This window comes from Bradyrhizobium sp. SZCCHNRI3052 (genome assembly GCF_032484895.1).
GTDB lineage: Bacteria > Pseudomonadota > Alphaproteobacteria > Rhizobiales > Xanthobacteraceae > Bradyrhizobium.
The window spans coordinates 161043-179672 of sequence record NZ_JAUETW010000003.1 but is presented as its reverse complement, the minus strand read 5'-3'; the positions used below and the strand labels follow the sequence as shown (position 1 = coordinate 179672).

Sequence of the window (18630 nt, the reverse complement as noted above, 5' to 3'; positions counted from 1 at the left end):
CAGCCGCCTTCGGATCGCCCCCTTCAGGCAGGCGATCCGGATGCGGCCGCGTTGCCTGTGGAGCCGAGGAGATTGCCATGACGGATCTGTCCGCACGGTTGCCGATTGGAGCCGCCGATGTGAATGCACGAAGGGCGGCGCGGCGCGCGGTCCTGGTCGGCCTGCTCGCCTTTTTCAGCCTCGTCGATCTGTTCGCGGCGCAGGCGATGCTGCCGGTCCTCGCGCGCTACTATCAGGTCAGCGCGGCCGAGATGGGGCTTGCCGTCAACGCCTGCACGCTGGGAATGGCGATCGCGAGCCTGGTCATCGGCCTGCTCAGCCCGCTGATCGATCGCCGGATCGGCATCGTCGCCAGCCTTGCCCTGCTCGCCGGCTTCACCGCCTTGCTCGGCAGCGCGCCCGACCTGACGGTGTTCGCAGGCTTGCGCATCCTGCAGGGCCTGTGCATGGCCTCGGCGTTCGCCCTCACCCTTGCCTATCTCGGCGAGCAGTGCACCGCCAGCGAGGCCGGCGGCGCCTTCGCGGCCTATATCACCGGCAACGTCGCCAGCAATCTGGTCGGGCGCCTGCTCTCGGCCGGTCTCACCGGTGCCCTGGGCCTCAAGCCGACCTTCTACGTCTTCGCCGCGCTCAATGTCTGCGGTGCCCTTCTCGCCGCATTCGCGGTCGGAGGCGCGGCCATGCGTGTGCAGGGAACGATGCGGCTGCGCGGCGGGGCCATCGCCGATCACCTGCGCGACCGCCGGCTGCGCGCGGCCTTCGGCGTCGGCTTCTGCGTCCTGTTCGCCTTCATCGGCGCCTTCACCTTCGTGAACTTCGTGCTGGTGCGACCGCCGCTGTCGCTCGGCATGATGGAGGTCGGACTGGTGTATTTCGTCTTCCTGCCCTCGATCGTCACCACGCTGCTCGCCGGCCGGACGGTCGCAAGGATTGGCACACAGGGCGCGATCTGGGGCGCACTCGCAACCGCAGGCCTCGGCCTCGTCCTGATGCTGTCGTCACAGCTCGGGGCGGTGCTCGCCGGCATGGTGCTGGTCGGAGCGGGCACGTTCTTCGCCCAGGCCGTGACCACAGGTTTCGTCGGAAAGACCGCCGCCCACGATCAGGGCGTTGCAAGCGGTCTTTACCTCGCCAGCTATTTCGCCGGCGGCATCATCGGAACGGCCGTGCTCGGCCAGTTGTTCGACCGGTTCGGCTGGACGGCTTGCGTGGCAGGCATCGCCGCCGCGCTCGCGGTCGCGGGATACCTGGCGCGTCGGATGACGCTGCCAGGCGTTCAGGACCGGCTCGGCGCGGCCTCGGGCTGAGCCGGCGGGGCCTGCTCATCGTCGTCGGCGATGGCGCGCCAGGCCGCCCCTTCGAGATCCTCATACTGGCCGCTCTTCAGCGACCAGAGAAAGCCGACCAGGCCGGCAAGGCCGAGCGCCAGAGCGAGCGGGACGAGAATGATCATCACTTCCATGACGCGGCCTCCCCGGCCACCTTGCGGGCACGCAGCGCATTCAGCATGACGATGATCGACGAGCCGGACATCGCGGCTGCCGCGATCAGCGGGGTGACGACGCCGCTGATCGCCAGCGGCACCGCCAGGGCGTTATAGCCGACTGCGAGCCACAGATTCTGCCGCATCAGATGCAGCGCCTTGCGCGCGTAGTCGATCGCGGCCAGCACCGGCGCCAGGGGACGACCGAGGAAGACGAGATCCGCGGTGGCTTGGCTCAGATGCGCGGCCGAGATCGGCGACATCGAGACGTGCGCGGCGGCGAGCGACGGCGCGTCGTTCATGCCGTCGCCGACCATCATGACCTTGACGCCCGCGCGCTTCAGCTCCTCGATGCGCGCGATCTTGTCGGCCGGCGTGACGCCGGCGCGCCACTCGCCGATGCCGAGCGCCTTGGCGGCCGCGGCCACCGCCGCCTCGCGATCGCCCGAGAGGATCTCGACCTTGATGCCGCGCCGCTGCAGGCCGGCGACGATCTTGGCGGCGTCGGGGCGCAAGCCCTGCCGCACCGAGAACAGGTACTTGCTGTCGCCGCGGCTGAAGGCCACCACCGAGGCCTCGGGATCGACGCTGCCGGTCTGCGCAACCAGCGCCTCGGCGCCGCAGAAGGTTGGACGTCCCAGCCTGATCTCGACGCCGTCGACGACGGCGCGGACACCCTGGCCCGGCTCCTCGACCGCGCCCATCAGCGGCGACCGCGCATTGGCGGCCTGTGCCACCGCCGCGGCCACCGGATGATGGCTCGACAGCGCGAGCTGGCCGGCCAGCGCGAACACATCTGCAGGGATGTCGGCGGCGTTGACGACCTCGAGCTCCGGCAGCGTCAAGGTGCCGGTCTTGTCGAAGATGACGTGATCGGCCTCGGCGAGGCGCTCGATCGCATCGCCCGCATTGAGCAGCACGCCGGACTTGAACATCGCGCCCGACGCCACGGTCTGCACGGTGGGAATCGCGAGCCCGAGGGCGCAGGGACAGGTGATGATCAGCACGGCAATGCCGGTGACGATGGCGTCATGCCAGCTCGCGCCCATCAGCACCCAGCCGAGCACGGTGAGCGCCGCTGTCGCGTGCACGACCGGCGCATAGAGCCGCGAGGCGCGGTCGGCGAGGCGCATGTAGCGCGAGCGGGCCTGCAGCGCGTTGTCGAGCAGGCGCGTGATCTCGGCGAGCAAGGTGCCCTCGGCCGCGGCCGACACCCGGACGCGCAGCGTGCCGGAAATGTTGAGCGAACCCGCATAGACCGCGGTGCCCTGCTCGGCCGGCACGTACAGCGTCTCGCCGGTGATCAGGCTCTGGTCGATCTCGGAGCGGCCCTCGACCACGACGCCATCGACGGCGCAGCGCTCGCCGGGTCGCAGCAGCACGAGATCGCCGGCGCGAACGGCGGCGACCGGTACCTCCGAAATCTCGTCGGGGCCAATGAACTTGGTCGCGGTCTCCGCCTTCAGCGCGGCGAGATTGCCGGCGACGGCGCGGGTCCGCCGCCGCATGTTCTGGTCGAGATAGCGGCCGACCAGCAGGAAGGTCAGCAGCATGATCGCGGCGTCGAAATAGGCGTGCTCGGCGTGGTGGAAGGTCTCGACGACCGACATGCCCAGCGCCAGGATCACGCCGATGCAGATCGGCACGTCCATGTTGACGTTGCCGCTCTTGAGCGCGCGCCATGCCGAACGGAAGAACGGCTGGCCGGCATAGGCCGCGGCCGGCAATGCGATGACGGCCGACAGCCAGTGGAAGAAGTCGCGCTGCTCCGGCAGCATGTCGCTGACATTGCCGGACCACACCGGGATCGACAGCATCATCACGTTCATGGTCGCGAACGCGGCGACGCCGAGACAGCGCAGCAGGAAGCGCGATTCCTCGGCCTCGGTGGCCTCGGCGCTTGCCTTCTCGAACGGATAGGCCTTGTAGCCGAGTTCGGCGAGGCGGTCGATGAACTTGGCCGGATCGAGCGTGCCCTGCTTCCATTCCAGCGCGACGCGGCGGTCGGTCAGGTTGACCCGCGCGAGCGTCACGTCGGGCAGTGCCGAGAGGCCGCGCTCGATCTTGGCCATGCAGCCGGCGCAGCTGACACCCTCGACCGCGAGGTCGATGTGCTTCAGGCCGGCGCCGAGATCCTTGACGTAGTGGGAGAAGTCACGCGTCACATGCATGATCGGAAGTCCCTTCAGTTCAGCAGCACGCGGTTCTTCGACATGAACAGGCGGCGGCCGCTGGAATCACCTTCGAGCACGAGGTCCCACTGGCCCGGCGCGATCGCCTCCGCCGTGCCGCGATAGATGCCGATGCCGACCTCGGCGAGGGCGACGTCCTGATCCGCGCGCTTGTCGGCCGGACGCTCGAGCCGGCCCTGGAAGGTCAGGCCCGAGACGGGATTGCCGCTTGCGTCGCGCGCGTTGACCTGCAGGATGGCGGCGCCGCCGGCGCTACGCTCGATATGCGCCTCGACCTGCCAGCGCCGCGCCTCCTGGGCGCGCGCCGCCGCGATCTCCTTCTCGTAGCCGAGGCTGGCGCTGTAGGCGCTGTCGACCTCGGTGCCCGGCAGGGTCGAGATCGCCATCTTCATCATGTAGACGTTGACGCCGATCACGGTCCCGAAGAAGGCGAGGAGCATCGCGAGCACCATGCCTCCGGTCAGCTGGAAAGAAGGATTGGAACGGCTGGCCATTGACAGGCTCCTTAGCTCTACGGGCTGACGAAATTGTCGGTGGCGGAGGCGACGACGCCGAGACCGATATCCGTCACATGGAACTTCACTGGGATGGACTTCGCGGGATTGTTCTCCTCGGGAGCGGTCACCAGGAGGCGCAGCTCCTCGGTCTGGTCGCGCCCGATCACGATCATAGGCCGGTCCGGCGTCACCGAATCCGCACCGACGACGTGGACGGTCGAATTGGCAGGCCCCTCGATGTCGATGGCGATGACGCGATCGAAGCCGTGCTTGTTGAGGACGCGCACCGTATAGGCATTGCGGATCGAGCCGTCGGACAGCTTGATCGCGATCGGATTGCGATCGTGCAGCACGTTGACCTCGAGCAGCGACCGAGTCGCGAGCTTGTAGACCATGGCGCCGCCGACCACGGCGATGATCGCGGCATAGACGATGGTCCGCGGGCGCACGAGCTTGTAGATCGGCGGCTTGCCTTCCTGTCGACGATGGATGTTGATGTCGTTGTCATAGCCGATCAGCCGCGTCGGGCGGCCGATCTTGGTCATGACGGTATCGCAGGCGTCGATGCAGAGGCCGCACTGGATGCAATCCATCTGGGCGCCGTCGCGGATGTCGATGCCGGTCGGGCATACCGCCACGCATTGCTTGCAATCGATGCAGTCGCCGGCCGGCTGGCCGAGCGCGCGCAATTCGGCGGCCTTCTTGACCGACATGCGGCTCTCGCCGCGGTCATAGCGGTAGGTGACGTTGAGCGCCCATTCGTCGGTCAGCGCCGCCTGGATGCGCGGCCACGGGCACATATAAACGCAGACCTGCTCGCGCATGAAGCCGGCGAGCGTGTAGGTCGTCGCGGTCAGGATCGCGATCCAGACATAGGCGAGCATCGGCCCCTGGAAGGTGATGAGATCCTTCACGAGCGTCGGCGCATCGCTGAAATACAGCACCCAGGCGCCGCCGGTCCACCACGCGATCATCAGCCAGATCGAATGCTTGAGCACGAGCTCCGAAATCCGCTCCAGCTTCATCGGGTCGCCGGAGGCATCCTTCTTCATGCGCTCCCGCCGGTCACCCTCGATCAGGCGCTCGACGGCATAGAACAGGTCGGTCCACACTGTCTGAGGGCACAGATAGCCGCACCAGATACGGCCGCCGATCGCGTTCATCAGGAACAGGCCGATGGCGGCGATGATCAGGAGGCCGGTGAAGTAGTACACCTCCTGCGGCCACAGCTCGATGAAGAAGAAATAGAAGCGGTGGTTCGGGAAGTCGATCAGCACCGCCTGGTCGGGCGCGCCGAGGCCGCGATTCCAGCGCACGAACGGCAGGAAATAATAGACGCCGAGGCAGAAGCCCATCAGGCCCCATTTGATCCGGCGGAAAGTGCCCGAGACGCTCTGGGGATAGACCTTCTTGTGCGCAGCATAGAGCGGACCGTAATCGTCCACGGGCTGCAGGTCCTGAGGCTTCAGGTCGTCCGGTCTTACCGTCTGGTTCATGGCTGGCGGATCATGGCTGGGGGGTCTTCTCGCAGTTGCGGCCGAAGGTATGTCCACCTCCGGCCGCTCAGTTGATCCAGCTCAATTGAAGGGAAAGTTCCGTTGGATTTCCGTTACTTTCCGCCACCCAGCGAGTGGACATAGACCGCCATCGCCTTGATCGTGGTCGGGTCGAGACGGCCCTCCCAGGCCGGCATGACGCCGGCGCGACCATTGGTGATGGTCTCGATCAGGGTCGCCTCGTCGGAGCCGTACAGCCAGATCTTGTCGGTGAGGTTCGGCGCGCCGAGCTCCGGATTGCCCTTGGCGTTGTCGCCATGGCAGGCCGCGCAGTTCTCGGCGAAGACCTTGGCGCCGGCCTTGGCGTCATAACCCGGCCGGGTCGGCAGGCCCGCCAGCTCCCGAACGTAGTTGGCGACCGTGACGATCTCCGCCGGCTTCAGGACACCGTCCTTGCCGAAGGCGAGCATCTGGCCCTCACGCGTCTTCGGGTGACCCGAGCGCACGCCGTACAGCAGGGTCTGCTGGATCTGCTCCAGCGAGCCGCCCCACAGCCAGTCGTCGTCGTTCAGGTTCGGGAAGCCCTTGGCGCCGGCCGCGCCGGTCCCGTGGCAGGCGGCGCAATTGTCGCCGAACACCGTCTTGCCCTTGGCGCGCGCCAGGGCCAGCATCGCCGGATCCTTCTCGATGTCGGCGAGCGAGGCGGTCGCGAGCGCGGCCATCTTGGCGCCGCGGATCTTCTCGAGATTGGCAAGCTCGACCGCCACGTCCGCACGGGACGAGTAGCCGAACAGGCCCTGGGTGTTGCTGGAGATGGTCGGCCAGGCCGGATACACGATCCAGTAGCCGATCGCCCAGACGATGGTGATGTAGAAGGTGATCACCCACCACCGCGGCAGCGGGGTGTTGAGCTCCTTGATGCCGTCCCAGGCGTGGCCGGTGGTGGGGGTGCCGGAGACACTGTCGACTTCGGTATGGTCAGCCATGATGAATCAATCCTCCCGCAACGGCATGCTCGCCGCCTCGTCGAAAGCGGCCTTGTTGCGAGGCCAGAGGGCATAGGTCACGATCGCGATGAAGATCGCGACGAAGATCGGGGTCCACAGCGTCGTCACGAGTGACGACGCGATGTTTTCGACTGCAATGATGGGCTTCATGATGTTCGCCTCTGATCTCAGCGCAGATTGGCTTTTTCGTTGTAGATCTTGAAGTCGACCAAGGTGCCGAGCATTTGCAGATACGCTACCAGCGCATCCATCTCGGTCGGCGCACCCGCCTTGCCGTCGAAGTTGCGCACCACCGCCTTCGGATAGCGTTTGGTGAGCGCCTCGGCACCGGCACCGTCCGGATCGACCTGCGCCTTGAGGTCGGCGGCGGCGTTGGCGATCTGGTCGTCGGTGTAGGGCACACCCACCGCCCGCAGCGTCTTCAGGTGATCGGCGACGTTGTCGGCGTTCAGCTCGGTCTCCTTCAGGAAGGGATAGCCGGGCATGATCGATTGCGGGACGATGGCGCGCGGGTTGGTCAGGTGGGTGATATGCCAGTCGTCGGAGTACTTGTTGCCGACGCGGGCGAGGTCAGGACCCGTACGCTTGGAGCCCCACTGGAACGGATGGTCGTACATGCTCTCCGCGGCGAGCGAGAAGTGGCCGTAGCGTTCCACTTCGTCGCGCAGCGGACGAACCATCTGCGAATGGCAGAGATAGCAGCCCTCGCGGACGTAGATGTTGCGGCCGGCCAGCTCGAGCGGCGTATAGGGACGCACGCCGTCGACCGCCTCGATCGTGCTCTTCAGGTAGAAGAGCGGAGTGATCTCGACGAGGCCGCCGATCGCGATCACCAGCAGGATGCCGATGACCAGGATGATCGAGTTCTTCTCGAAGACTTGGTGTCGTTGCCAGAAAGACATGGTTGATACCTCACTCCGCCGGCTGAAGGGCGACGGGCGACTGAACTTCTTCCTCACCGACACGGACCGTCATCCAGAGATTGTAGGCCATGATGAGTGAGCCGATCAGGAACAGTGCGCCACCAGCGGCACGGATGATGTAGAAGGGGTGCATCGCCTCGACGGTCTCGATGAACGAGTATTCGAGGAAGCCGAGCGCCGTGTAGGACCGCCACATCAGACCCTGCAGGATGCCCGAGACCCACATCGCGGAGATGTAGAGCACGATGCCCAGCGTGGCCGTCCAGAAGTGCCAGTTCACGAGCTTGAGGCTATAGAGACCCTTGCGGTTCCAGATCCACGGCACCAGGCAGTACAGCGCGCCGAAGGAGACGAAGCCGACCCAGCCGAGCGCACCGGAGTGCACGTGACCGATGGTCCAGTCGGTGTAGTGGCTGAGCGAGTTGACCACCTTGATCGACATCATCGGACCTTCGAAGGTCGACATGCCGTAGAAGGCGACCGAGACGACCAGCATGCGCAGCACGGGGTCCGTCCGCAGCTTGTCCCACGCTCCCGACAGGGTCATCAGGCCGTTGATCATGCCGCCCCAGGAGGGCATCCACAGCATGATCGAGAAGGTCATGCCCAGGGTCTGCGTCCAGTCCGGCAGCGCCGTATAGTGCAGATGGTGCGGGCCGGCCCAGATGTAGAGGAAGATCAGCGCCCAGAAGTGGATGATCGACAGCCGATACGAGTAGATCGGACGCTCAGCCCGCTTCGGGATGAAGTAGTACATGATGGCCAGGAAGCCGGCGGTCAGGAAGAAGCCGACCGCGTTGTGGCCGTACCACCACTGGAACATCGCATCCTGCACGCCACCCCAGGCGATGTAGGACTTGGAGCCGAACAGCGACACCGGAAGCGCCGGATTGTTGCCGAGGTGCAGAACCGCGATCGTGACGATGAAGGCAAGATAGAACCAGTTCGCCACGAAGATGTGCGGCTCCTTGCGCTTGATGATCGTCGTCAGGAAGACCAGCAGGTAGACCACCCAGACGATCGTCAGCCAAAGATCCGAGTACCATTCGGGCTCGGCGTACTCCTTGCCCTCGGTGACACCGAGCAGATAGCCCGTGCCCGCGATCAGGATGAAGAAGTTGTAGCCGATCACCACGAACCAGGGCGCGAGATCACCGGCGAGACGCACGCGGCAGGTCCGCTGCACGACGTAGAACGACGTCGCCAGCAGCACGTTGCCGCCGAAGGCGAAGATCACCGCCGAGGTATGCAGCGGCCGCAGGCGGCCGAAGCTGGTCCATGGCAGGTCGAAGTTCAGCGCGGGCCAGGCCAGTTGCGAGGCGATGATGAGGCCGACCGTGAAGCCGGCGATGCCCCAGAACATCGACATGAACGAGGCGAACTTGATCGGACCGAGATTGTAGTTCGGCCGACCATTGATCTCCTGCGGAGGCAGCTCGCGGCGCTCGAAGTAGCGGTTGAGGATGAAGAAGACGGACGCCGCGCTGGCGGCAGCCGCGAGCGAGGCGTGGAACGCGAAGGCCGTATCCAGTGCCTTCGCCGCAGCGAAGACGCACAGGAAGGCGGTGACGGCAAAAGTGAGCGACAAGCCACTTTCGCCGATGGTCATGGATTTTGTGGATGAGGACGCGCTCATGCGGAATCTCGCTGAAAGAACACGAGCCCAGCAACCACAATCGTTCACACGTGGAATTGATCGAAATCAACTTTGCGACCAGTTCGCCGGTAAACAGGCGGAGTGTTGCACGACGACGCGGCCCGACGCGGTTTCGCTCGCAGACACGGCGACGGCCGGCATGCAGCGATGCATGCCGGCCGTCATTAGACGTTCGTAGCAGGCTTCGGACTCAGCGCGCCGCGCTCAATCCTTGGCGGCAGCCGCCAGCGCTCGCACGATGTCCTCGCGGGCGACGATCCCGACCACGCGGTTGTCGGCATCGGTCACGGGAAGGCTGCGGATGCGATGCTCGACCATCAGCTGCAGCACGCGCGTCAGCTTCGTATCCGGCCGGACGTAGATGAACTCGGACGTCATCACGTCGGCGACCGTCCGGTTCATCAGGTCGCTGTAGCGCGGCAGCATCTGATTCGGCGTGAAGGCAAAGCATTTCAGCACGTCGAACTTGGTGACGATGCCGATCACCTCGTCGTTCTCGACGACGGGGTAGGTGTTGAAATCGTCGCGGTCGAACATCTCGCCGAGCTCGCGGATCGTCGTCTCCCGGGTCACGGTCGTGACGTTCCGCGTCATGTAGTTGCCGGCGGTTTCCTCGAGAAATCTGTACAAGGCGGCAATCCTGTTCTCGAATGGAGCGGGTCGAATTTCAGTGCGACAGCAGAACGCAACGCTCGCTGCGCGTCATCAGATGCTCGGTGACCCCGCCGAGCACGAGCTCGCGGAATCGGGAATGGCCATAGGCGCCCGCCACGACGAGACCGGCCGAAACATCGGCGGCGACGGCGTCGAGCGTAGCCGCAACGTTGCGCCCCTGCCCCGGTTCCGCGACGCGCGCCGATGCGACGATCTTGTGACGGCCGAGCCATGCGACGACGTCCGCAAGACGCGCCGCGCAGGCGTCATATTCCGAGGCGGTCTCCGGGATCTCGGCGACCACGACGCCGCTCGCCTTGGCGAGCAGCGGCAGAGCATCGGTCAAAGCGCGGCGCGCCTCCGGTGTCTCCTTCCAGGCCACCAGCACGGTCCCGAGATCGAGCGAACTGGCGTTGTCCGGCACCACGAGCAGCGGGCGCCCGGCCTGCATGACGAGATCCTTGGGATTGGCGACCGCGAACGCATCGGACACCCCGGGCGGCACGCCGCCGGTGACGAGAATGTCGGCGGCACGGGCCTGCGCCAGCACGTAGCGCGCGGGGAAATCCACGGCGCTGCGCCAGCTCAACGACGCAGCCCGGTCACCCACTGCGGTGCGGAACTGCTGCTCGAGCTCGGCCAGTCGATTCCGCAGCGCGGCCTCACCCTGCTCGATCAGATCCTGCGCCTGCTCGCCGGTCGTGAAATACAGCGGCGGCGCGAATTCCGCGGCCGCCACGCCGATGACACCTGCGTCAAAGCGCGCCGCCAAGTCGGCCGCGACCTGAAGGCGGGCCTCATTCGGCTGACTGAGCGCAAGGCTCACCATGACAGTCGCGAACGTCATCCCGCCTCTCCAAACATTGCTTCCATGCAGCTCTTAGAGGTGAAATCACCTGCCGTGATGAGATAGATCAAGGTGCGGCGGTGGAGCACGGGCGGCAGGACACCGTTGGAACCCGGCCCAGGATCGGAGAAAGCCTTGAATTGTCGAACCAAAGTTTAAGTCGGGCCGGGTTGCAGGGGCGCAATCTGGTATAGGATACCGCGGTGGTCGGCCTCCCGGCCGCGGCGGCAACGGCGAATCGGACAACGGCGAATCGATCAAAGGCCTCGAATTGCGCGACTTCACCCACCCCTTCCCGGATGCATCCGCCAGGCTCGACGACGCTCCCGAGGACGCTCGGAGGCTGGGCTTCGGCGCGTGGGATCTCGATCTGGCCTCGGGCGAGTTCTACTGGTCGGTGACGACGCGGAAGCTGTTCGGCGTGGCGGCCGATCAGCCGGTGACCTACGGGTCCTTCCTGGCGCTGCTCGCGCCCGAGGATCGCGCGCCGGTCGAGGCGGCGATCGAGGATTCGCGCCATCGGAGCACCGGGTTCGACATGTCGTTCAGGGTGTCCGGCGGCGGCCACTGGATTCGCGTGCTTGCCGGCGTGGTCCCCGACGAGGCCGGCGCGCCGCACCATCTGCGCGGCATCGCCCTCGACATCGACCAGGAGAAGCGGCTGGAGGAGACGCTGCGGCTGCGCGAGCAGCATTTCCGCTCGATCCTGGACACCGTGCCGGACGCGATGATCGTGATCGACGGCAGCGGCACCATCCAGTTCTTCAGCTCCGCGGCGGAGCGGATGTTCGGCCTCACCGAGGCAGAAGCGGTCGGCCTTGACGTCAGCGAATTGATGCCCGAGCCGGACCGCTCGCGCCATGCCGGCTACCTCACCCGCTACCATGCCAGCCGCGAGCGCCGCATCATCGGCATCGGCCGCATCGTGACCGGCCGCCGCCGCGACGGCACGACATTCCCGATGCATCTGTCGATCGGCGAGATGCAGTCCGGCGGCAAGCCCTATTTCACCGGCTTCGCCCATGATCTCACCGAGCACCAGCAGACCCAGGCACGGCTGCGGGAACTGCAGTCGGAACTGGTCCACGTGTCGCGCCTCAGCGCCATGGGCGAGATGGCCTCGGCGCTGGCGCATGAGCTCAACCAGCCGCTCGCCGCGATCAGCAATTACATGAAAGGCTCGCGCCGGCTGCTGGCCGGCAGCAGTGATCCGAACACGCCCAAGATCGAGAGCGCGATGGACCGCGCCGCCGAGCAGGCGATTCGCGCCGGCCAGATCATCCGCCGTCTGCGCGATTTCGTCTCGCGCGGCGAATCGGAGAAGCGGGTCGAGAGCCTGTCGAAGCTGATCGAGGAAGCCGGCGCCCTCGGCCTTTCCGGCGCCCGCGAGCAGAACGTCCAGTTGCGCTTCCAACTCAATCCGGAGGCCGATCTCGTGCTCGCCGACCGGGTCCAGATCCAGCAGGTCCTGGTCAATCTGTTCCGCAATGGACTCGAGGCGATGTCTCATTCCGAACGCCGCGAGCTCAGTGCGACAAATTGCAGACTCAGCGACGACTTGATCGAGGTCTCGGTATCCGACACCGGAACGGGATTCCACGACGACGTCATGCCCAATCTCTTCAAGACCTTCTTCACCACCAAGGACACCGGAATGGGAGTCGGCCTCTCGATCAGCCGGTCCATCATCGAGGCCCATGGCGGGCGCATGTGGGCCGAGAACAACGAAGCGGGAGGCGCGACGTTCCGCTTCACCCTGCCCGCGGCCTCCACCAAGGTTGAGCACGATGGCTGAACGGGCCAAGGTCTATGTGATCGACGACGACGAGGCGATGCGGGATTCGCTCAACTTCCTGCTCGATTCATCAGGCTTTGACGTCACGCTGTTCGAGAACGCGGAGGTCTTTCTCGGCCGACTGCCGATGCTCCCTTTCGGCTGCGTCGTCTCGGACGTGCGGATGCCCGGCATCGACGGCATCGAGCTGCTCAAGCGCATGAAGGCCGCCGGCAGCAGCTTTCCGATCCTGGTGATGACCGGCCATGGCGACGTGCCGCTCGCGGTCGAGGCGATGAAGCTCGGCGCGGTCGATTTTCTGGAGAAGCCGTTCGAGGACGAGCGACTGGTCGCCATGATCGAAACGGCCATCCAGCAGGCCGAGCCGGCCGCGAAGAACGAATCGGTCACGCAGGACATCCTGGCGCGCGTCGCCAGCCTGAGCCCCCGTGAGCGCCAGGTGATGGATGGACTGATGGCCGGTCTCTCCAACAAGCTGATCGCGCGCGAATACGACATCAGTCCGCGCACCATCGAGGTCTACAGGGCCAACGTGATGACCAAGATGGGAGCGAACAGCCTCTCCGAGCTGGTGCGTCTGGCGATGCGCGCAGGCGCGCTGAAGGATTGAGCTAGATCAAGCTACCTTGACAGAATCGAGTGTTATCTTGCGCCTCGGTTCAACATCACATTCTCGCGGCACGTGCGATGTCGGCTCACACAAAACCTACGGTCTACGTAGCCGACGACGATGCTGACGTCCTCGGCTCGCTGCGCTTCCTGCTGGAGGCCGATGGCTTCGACGTGCGCACGTTTCGCAGCGGCACCGCGCTGCTCAAGGCCTCGGACCACGCGCCCGTCGACTGCTTCGTGGTCGACTACAAGATGCCGGAGATCAACGGCGTCGAGCTCGCCGAACGGTTGCGCAAGCAGGGGGCGACCGCGCCGGTGGTGCTGATCACGGGGCACTACGATGACCGGCTTGCGGCGCGCGCGGCGGCCGTCGGGATCCAGGATTTCCTGCTCAAGCCGCTGCTCGACGACAATCTGGTGAAGCGGATCCGCAAGGCGATCGCCAACGACCATTCGGGTACCGCCCAGCGCGTCTCCTGAGCGGGCCGGCTACGTATATCTACGTAAGGAACCCCCCTTAAGATAACGGCCGAAATGTCCTTAACGGGAGCCGCCGTGTACCACATCGCCATCCGCCGCAAGGAGATGGTCATGCTCAATCAGTCGATTACCAATTCGGTCGTCAGCACCAACGCCCCCCACGCCGTCCCCTCTCCTGTCGTCTCTCCTGCCGCCAATCCCTTTGCCGAGATCACCGGCCATGCCGGGCTCATCGCCAGCGAGTTCTCCTACAAGAAGGACGAGGAGATCTATGGCGAGGACGAGCCGGCCGAGTACGTCTACCAGGTGATCTCCGGCGCGGTTCGCAGCTACAAGCTGCTCTCCGACGGCCGCCGCCAGATCGGCGCCTTCCATCTTCCCGGTGACGTTTTCGGCCTCGAATTCGGCTCCATGCATCGCCTCGCCGCCGAGGCCATCATCGATACCACCGTGCGCCTGGTGAAGCGCCGCAGCCTCGAACAGGCAGCAGGCGTCGACGTCGCGGTCGCCCGCAAGCTCTGGACCATGACGGCCGGCGATCTCCGCCATGCCGAGGACCACATGCTGCTGCTGGGACGCAAGACTGCGATGGAGCGCGTCGCGACCTTCCTGCTCGAGATGGACCGCCGCCTCGCCGTCGCCGGCATGATGGCGCTGCCGATGTGCCGCCGCGATATCGGCGACTATCTCGGCCTGACCCTGGAGACCGTGTCGCGCGCGCTGTCGCAGTTGCACAGCCAGGGCGTTCTCGGCTTCTCCGGTGCCCGCCAGATCGTGCTGCGCAACCGTCAGCGCCTGCGCAGCATGGACGCCTGAGCGGCCCTGCCCGTTCACGCCCTGCGCTCGCGCTGCCCGGTCTCCGGCATCAGCAGCGCGATCAAGAGAAGACCCGTCAGCGCCACGCCTGACAGACCCATGAAGGCGGTGGCGCTGCCGTAACGGTCGCTGGCGAAGCCGGCGACGACGGTGGACAGCGATCCGCCGATCCCGGACGCCGTCCCGACGATTCCCTGCGCCAGATTGAAATGCCCGCTGCCGAAGGCGACGTCGGCCACCGTCAGCGGAATCATGACGGCGAACACGGCCGCCGTGACGCCGTCGAAGATCTGCACCGCCACTAGCACGTAGGGATCGTGCACGACCGCGAACAGCGCGCCGCGCATCGCGAGCGCGGCAAACCCCAGCATCAGCAGCGGCCTGCGGCCCCATTGCTGCGCGACCGCGCCGACCGAGGGCGAGGTCAGCGCCACGATCGCCTGCGGCACCACGATGCAGAACGCGATCAGCATCGGCGCCCATTCGCTCGATTTCGTCGTCACCACGCCGGCCATCAGCGGCAGCATCGCCGCATTGGCGAGCTGCAGCAGGAACACGCCGAGCGCGAACACGAGCAGCGCGCGCTGGCGCAGCAGGCCGAGCAGATTCGACAGCCGCGCGACCTCCTTGTCCTCGTGATGGGCCCGGCCGTGCGCCCGCGCGACGTCGATCTCGCGCTCGCGGATGCGCGACAACGCGATCAGCGTCGGAAAGGCGAGAATGAAGGTGACCAGGAACACGGCGCGGCTGGACAGCAGATAGCCGCAGGTGCCCATCACGGCCGCAGCCACGCCATTGCCGAGCGACGCGAACCGCGCATTGCGGCCGAGCCGCTCCGCCATGCCGCGCGGCCCGACCAGGCCGAGGCTGATCGCCGCGATCGCAGGGCCCAGCACGCAGCTCGCCGCCGCATGCAACGTCGCGGCACCCGCGACCACGGGAAAGATCGGCCAAGCGGCATAGGCCAGCGCGCAGCAGCCGATGGTCGCGATGGCAAGACCGGCGACGCGGCGCTCGGATCTGGCCGCATCGATGATCGCGCCGCCCGGCATCTGCCCGATCAGCCCGACGATGCCGCCGATCGACAGCACTAGGCCGATCTGGGCCTGCGTCCATTTCTGCGTCGTCAGATAGACCGCGATGAAGGGACCGAAGCCGGTCTGCACGTCGGCCAGGAAGAAGATGAACCAGTCCAGCCCGCGCAGGCTCTGCCGCGACGGCGCCGGTCTCGCAGTCGACTGGCCATGATCCTGCCCGGCATCCGGACGCGCGCCCGCCTCTGCCGCGCGGTCAGGCTCGGGCTCCCGGTCAGGCGATCTCGACGGCCGTGCAATCGGCATGGCTCTCACATCTCAACTCATGAGGCTGACGGGACAGAACATCCCCACCGTGTTCCGCTGCACGCGCAGGCCGGACCGGCAATCGCACACATCAACTCAATGATCGAAATCCCAGGGTGACAGCTTGCCGGACGCGCCGAGCACGACGACGGCCTTGTCCTCCTTGTATTCGGGCGCGGCCTTCACCTGCTCCTTGGTGAGGTCGAGCGTGACCTGGTCGCTCTTCTCGGCGATGTGCTTGAAGTCGAGCGCGGTCCAGTCGACCACGATCTTGCGGCTGCCGACACCGAGGAAGCCGCCGAAATCGATCACCGCGGCTCGCACCGTGCCGGTGGAATCGACGATGACGTCGACGATGTGGCCCATGTCCTCGCCGGTCGAGCTGCGCACGTCGCGACCGAGCACGCCATGCGCATCGCGCGCGCCGAGGATGGTGACCGAGGGCGGCGGTGCCGGCTCCTTCGCGGGCGCCGCGGCATCCTTGGCAGGCGGTGCCGGCGACGGCTGCTGCGCATGCCCGTCGCCGACATACGGACCGATGAGCAACGGCAGCGTGACGAGACAGCCGCAAGCAGCTCGGTGGAGAGTGGGTTTCAACGCCATCATTGCGCCAGCACCAGCGAGACCTGGATCTGACCGCGCCGCCGCAGCACCTCCATGGAGATGTCCTCGCCATGGCGGCGAATGCGCAGGTCGATCGTCGAGCTGCCGAGCCTGAGATCGCGCAGCACCACCCAGTCCAGGAAGGCGGGCAGCCGCGGATTGCGCAGACGGATCTCGCCGCGCGCGGCGTCGAACTCGAGCCCGAGCGCCGCCTCGAGCAAGGTGAACGGCGTCGCGCTGGCCCAGGCCTGCGGCGCGCAGGCCACCGGATAGAGCGTCGGGCCGCGATGCTTTTCGCGCCGGAAGCCGCAGAACAGCTCCGGCAGCCGGCGCAGATCCATGTAGGACGCGGCTTCGAACAGGCCGCCGAACACCTGCTCGACCGCATGCTTGAGGCCATAGCGCGACAGGCCCAGCGCAATCAGCGCGTTGTCGTGCGGCCAGATCGATCCGTCGTGATAGGACATCGGATTGTAGCGCGCTTCGCCGCAGGCGACGGTGCGGATGCCCCAGCCCGAGAAGAAATGCGGCCGCAGCAGTTCGGCGGCAAGCTTGCGGGCGCGATCCTCGCGTACCATGCCGCTGAACAGCAGCTGCCCGGCGTTGGACGTCCGGACGCGGCAGGGCTGCTTGTGGCCGTCGAGCGCGAGCGCATAGGTGTTCAGATCCTCGCACCAGAAGGCGTCCTCGAACCGTTCCGCGAGATCAGCGGCCTCGGCCTGGAGCCGGTCCGCCATCTCGGCCTTGCCGAGCCGGCGGGCGCAACGCGCCGCCAGCTGCTTGCCGGCAAACACATAGCCCTGCACCTCCGCAAGCGCGATGTAACCTTCCGCGAGACGTCCATCGGCATGGAACACCGCGTCGTAGGAGTCCTTCCAGCCCTGGTTGGCGAGACCCTGCTCGGAGGCGCGCTGATATTCCACGAAGCCATCGCGATCGGGATCGCCGGGGCCGTCGATCCAGCGCAACGCCAGCTCGATCGCCGGCCATAGCTCCCTCAGGGTGTCGATGTCGCCGGTGCGCTCGATATAGAGCCCGGCGAGCAGCACGAACAGCGGCGTGGAATCGACGCTGCCATAATAGCAGCCGAACGGCACCTCACGCAGCGCCGCCATCTCGCCGCCGCGCATCTCGTGCAGGATCTTGCCGGGCTCGGCATCGGACAGCGGATCGGTCGTGCGCGCCTGATGCACGGCGAGCCGGCGCAGGACGCCGCGGGCAATGCGCGGATCGACCCACAGCATCTGCATCGCGGTGATCAGCCCGTCGCGACCGAATGTGGTCGAATACCAGGGAATGCCGGCATAGGGATAACGCCCCTCCGGCGTATCCGTCATCAGGATGTTCAGATCGGCCGCTGCCTGGCACAGCACCTCGTTGAGGATGTCGTTGGAGGTCTCGATGCTGGCGGCGCCAACGGTGCATCGGCGCATCTCTCGGCGATGGGCGAGCAGGCTGCGGAAGAAGGGCCGGGGCCGCTCGCCGGCCTTGGCGTTGCACATCACGGCCACGAACAGCGAGGCCGATTCCTGCGGGGCAAGGTCGAAATGATAGGTTGCGACATTGACGGTGAGATGCGTCGGACGCGGATCGAAGCTCACGTCGGTGGTGCGCAGGACATTGTCCAGGCCGCGATAGTGCAGGACCACCTCGGACGGTTCCACCAGCCGGCTCGAGCCGATGCCGCGCCGCGGCCGCACGGTGCCTCGCACCTCGAAAAGGTCGGCAAAATCATTGTCGAATGTCAGCTTGAGATCGAAGCTGGCATGGCGATCGCCATGGTTCTGCAGCCCGATGCGCTGATAGGCCGTGCCATGCCAGAGAAAGATCGTGCGCACGATGTGCAGCATATCCTTCGGCAGCACCAGGCGGCCCTGGCTGTAGATGTCGGGATTGGTGAGATCGACGGTCAGCGCGGAGTTGTCGTCGCGCAGGCTCGAGCCGAGCAGCAGGGGCTGAACGTCGTCCAGCGTCAATTCGAGCCGCGCGAGATAGCGCGTATCGGCGTTGAAGAGACCGTCCGGTCCGCCGGCCGAGGCGCCGATGTCGCCATGGCCGTCGAGGACGATGAACGTATCGTCGTGCTTGAGCGAGCGCCGCGGCCGGGACGCCGGCCCCGTCATGGGAATATAGAACGGCTGCTCGGCAGGCTCGTCCGTCTGGGTGATCAACGACAGTGTGCTTGCGACTTCGGCGGACATGTTGGCCTCATGCGATGTTGAAGTGCC

18 protein-coding genes are annotated in these 18630 nt (G+C 66.1%); 5 read left to right on the top strand and 13 right to left on the bottom strand.

Annotated elements, in window-relative coordinates; all coding sequences use genetic code 11:
• The first annotated feature begins 77 nt into the window (after positions 1 to 77).
• Positions 78 to 1307, top strand: coding sequence for an MFS transporter (locus QW887_RS11295; protein ID WP_315754195.1), 1230 nt, complete (start codon positions 78 to 80; stop codon positions 1305 to 1307).
• Here the strand turns inward: QW887_RS11295 and ccoS are convergent.
• The 10 genes from ccoS to QW887_RS11245 all read right to left on the bottom strand — a co-directional run bounded on the left by ccoS (position 1277) and on the right by QW887_RS11245 (position 10756).
• Positions 1277 to 1462: a cbb3-type cytochrome oxidase assembly protein CcoS gene (ccoS, locus tag QW887_RS11290; protein WP_315715707.1), complete on the bottom strand. Its 186-nt coding sequence runs from the start codon at positions 1460 to 1462 to the stop codon at positions 1277 to 1279. The two genes, QW887_RS11295 and ccoS, sit on opposite strands and share 31 nt — an antisense overlap.
• Positions 1453 to 3654, bottom strand: a complete 2202-nt coding sequence (locus tag QW887_RS11285; protein WP_315715706.1) for a cation-translocating P-type ATPase — start codon at positions 3652 to 3654, stop codon at positions 1453 to 1455. The genes ccoS and QW887_RS11285 overlap by 10 nt, the downstream gene beginning before the upstream one ends.
• Before the next feature lie 14 nt (positions 3655 to 3668).
• Entirely contained in the window at positions 3669 to 4169 is a 501-nt protein-coding gene (locus QW887_RS11280; RefSeq protein WP_315715705.1) for a FixH family protein, read from the bottom strand.
• 17 nt (positions 4170 to 4186) lie between these two features.
• On the bottom strand, positions 4187 to 5668 hold the full coding sequence (gene ccoG / locus QW887_RS11275; RefSeq protein ID WP_315715704.1) for a cytochrome c oxidase accessory protein CcoG: 1482 nt from the start codon (positions 5666 to 5668) through the stop codon (positions 4187 to 4189).
• 113 nt (positions 5669 to 5781) lie between these two features.
• Positions 5782 to 6654: a cytochrome-c oxidase, cbb3-type subunit III gene (ccoP, locus tag QW887_RS11270; protein ID WP_315715703.1), complete on the bottom strand. Its 873-nt coding sequence runs from the start codon at positions 6652 to 6654 to the stop codon at positions 5782 to 5784.
• Between the two features lie 6 nt (positions 6655 to 6660).
• Positions 6661 to 6825: a cbb3-type cytochrome c oxidase subunit 3 gene (locus QW887_RS11265; protein WP_315715702.1), complete on the bottom strand. Its 165-nt coding sequence runs from the start codon at positions 6823 to 6825 to the stop codon at positions 6661 to 6663.
• Positions 6826 to 6842: 17 nt separating this feature from the next.
• Entirely contained in the window at positions 6843 to 7577 is a 735-nt protein-coding gene (gene ccoO, locus QW887_RS11260; RefSeq protein WP_316194537.1) for a cytochrome-c oxidase, cbb3-type subunit II, read from the bottom strand.
• A gap of 10 nt (positions 7578 to 7587) precedes the next feature.
• Positions 7588 to 9234 (bottom strand): cytochrome-c oxidase, cbb3-type subunit I, encoded by a 1647-nt coding sequence (ccoN, locus tag QW887_RS11255; protein ID WP_315715701.1) that lies wholly within the window; start codon positions 9232 to 9234, stop codon positions 7588 to 7590.
• A 225-nt stretch (positions 9235 to 9459) separates the two neighbouring features.
• Positions 9460 to 9885 carry an HPP family protein gene (locus QW887_RS11250; protein ID WP_315715700.1) on the bottom strand — a complete coding sequence of 142 codons (426 nt, stop codon included), beginning with the start codon at positions 9883 to 9885 and terminating at the stop codon, positions 9460 to 9462.
• Between the two features lie 37 nt (positions 9886 to 9922).
• On the bottom strand, positions 9923 to 10756 hold the full coding sequence (locus QW887_RS11245; RefSeq protein ID WP_316170622.1) for a universal stress protein: 834 nt from the start codon (positions 10754 to 10756) through the stop codon (positions 9923 to 9925).
• 271 nt (positions 10757 to 11027) lie between these two features.
• Here QW887_RS11245 and fixL point away from each other — a divergent pair, with 271 nt between their 5' ends.
• From fixL to QW887_RS11225, 4 genes are all read left to right on the top strand, one after another.
• A complete protein-coding gene (fixL, locus tag QW887_RS11240; protein WP_410052266.1) occupies positions 11028 to 12551 on the top strand; it encodes a sensor protein FixL in 1524 nt (507 codons plus the stop codon).
• On the top strand, positions 12544 to 13161 hold the full coding sequence (fixJ, locus tag QW887_RS11235; protein ID WP_315715698.1) for a response regulator FixJ: 618 nt from the start codon (positions 12544 to 12546) through the stop codon (positions 13159 to 13161). Before fixL ends, fixJ begins: the two co-directional genes overlap by 8 nt.
• Positions 13162 to 13238: 77 nt before the next feature.
• Positions 13239 to 13643 carry a response regulator gene (locus tag QW887_RS11230; protein WP_315715697.1) on the top strand — a complete coding sequence of 135 codons (405 nt, stop codon included), beginning with the start codon at positions 13239 to 13241 and terminating at the stop codon, positions 13641 to 13643.
• Between the two features lie 111 nt (positions 13644 to 13754).
• The gene (locus tag QW887_RS11225) at positions 13755 to 14459 is read left to right on the top strand and encodes a helix-turn-helix domain-containing protein (protein WP_315715816.1); all 705 of its coding nucleotides are present in this window, start codon (positions 13755 to 13757) and stop codon (positions 14457 to 14459) included.
• A 14-nt stretch (positions 14460 to 14473) separates the two neighbouring features.
• On the opposite strand, the gene QW887_RS11220 is transcribed toward QW887_RS11225, so the two are convergent.
• The 3 genes from QW887_RS11220 to QW887_RS11210 form a co-directional block, all read right to left on the bottom strand.
• Positions 14474 to 15799 (bottom strand): MFS transporter, encoded by a 1326-nt coding sequence (locus QW887_RS11220; RefSeq protein WP_315715696.1) that lies wholly within the window; start codon positions 15797 to 15799, stop codon positions 14474 to 14476.
• A gap of 96 nt (positions 15800 to 15895) precedes the next feature.
• A complete protein-coding gene (locus QW887_RS11215) occupies positions 15896 to 16405 on the bottom strand; it encodes a PRC-barrel domain-containing protein (protein WP_316174691.1) in 510 nt (169 codons plus the stop codon).
• Complete coding sequence (locus QW887_RS11210) at positions 16402 to 18603, bottom strand: amylo-alpha-1,6-glucosidase (protein WP_316164325.1); 2202 nt, start codon at positions 18601 to 18603, stop codon at positions 16402 to 16404. The genes QW887_RS11215 and QW887_RS11210 overlap by 4 nt, the downstream gene beginning before the upstream one ends.
• Positions 18604 to 18630 lie beyond the last annotated feature (27 nt).

Excerpts from the sequence above, each read along its gene's own strand:
- ccoP (WP_315715703.1), bottom strand. The coding sequence starts at position 6,654 with ATGGCTGACCATACCGAAGTCGACAGTGTCTCCGGCACCCCCACCACC.
- QW887_RS11280 (WP_315715705.1), bottom strand. The coding sequence starts at position 4,169 with ATGGCCAGCCGTTCCAATCCTTCTTTCCAGCTGACCGGAGGCATGGTG.
- QW887_RS11230 (WP_315715697.1), top strand. The coding sequence starts at position 13,239 with ATGTCGGCTCACACAAAACCTACGGTCTACGTAGCCGACGACGATGCT.
- QW887_RS11210 (WP_316164325.1), bottom strand. The coding sequence starts at position 18,603 with ATGTCCGCCGAAGTCGCAAGCACACTGTCGTTGATCACCCAGACGGAC.
- QW887_RS11295 (WP_315754195.1), top strand. The coding sequence starts at position 78 with ATGACGGATCTGTCCGCACGGTTGCCGATTGGAGCCGCCGATGTGAAT.
- QW887_RS11215 (WP_316174691.1), bottom strand. The coding sequence starts at position 16,405 with ATGATGGCGTTGAAACCCACTCTCCACCGAGCTGCTTGCGGCTGTCTC.
- QW887_RS11265 (WP_315715702.1), bottom strand. The coding sequence starts at position 6,825 with ATGAAGCCCATCATTGCAGTCGAAAACATCGCGTCGTCACTCGTGACG.
- ccoS (WP_315715707.1), bottom strand. The coding sequence starts at position 1,462 with ATGGAAGTGATGATCATTCTCGTCCCGCTCGCTCTGGCGCTCGGCCTT.
- QW887_RS11245 (WP_316170622.1), bottom strand. The coding sequence starts at position 10,756 with ATGACGTTCGCGACTGTCATGGTGAGCCTTGCGCTCAGTCAGCCGAAT.
- QW887_RS11220 (WP_315715696.1), bottom strand. The coding sequence starts at position 15,799 with ATGCCGATTGCACGGCCGTCGAGATCGCCTGACCGGGAGCCCGAGCCT.
- fixJ (WP_315715698.1), top strand. The coding sequence starts at position 12,544 with ATGGCTGAACGGGCCAAGGTCTATGTGATCGACGACGACGAGGCGATG.
- QW887_RS11225 (WP_315715816.1), top strand. The coding sequence starts at position 13,755 with ATGCTCAATCAGTCGATTACCAATTCGGTCGTCAGCACCAACGCCCCC.
- ccoN (WP_315715701.1), bottom strand. The coding sequence starts at position 9,234 with ATGAGCGCGTCCTCATCCACAAAATCCATGACCATCGGCGAAAGTGGC.
- ccoO (WP_316194537.1), bottom strand. The coding sequence starts at position 7,577 with ATGTCTTTCTGGCAACGACACCAAGTCTTCGAGAAGAACTCGATCATC.
- ccoG (WP_315715704.1), bottom strand. The coding sequence starts at position 5,668 with ATGAACCAGACGGTAAGACCGGACGACCTGAAGCCTCAGGACCTGCAG.
- QW887_RS11285 (WP_315715706.1), bottom strand. The coding sequence starts at position 3,654 with ATGCATGTGACGCGTGACTTCTCCCACTACGTCAAGGATCTCGGCGCC.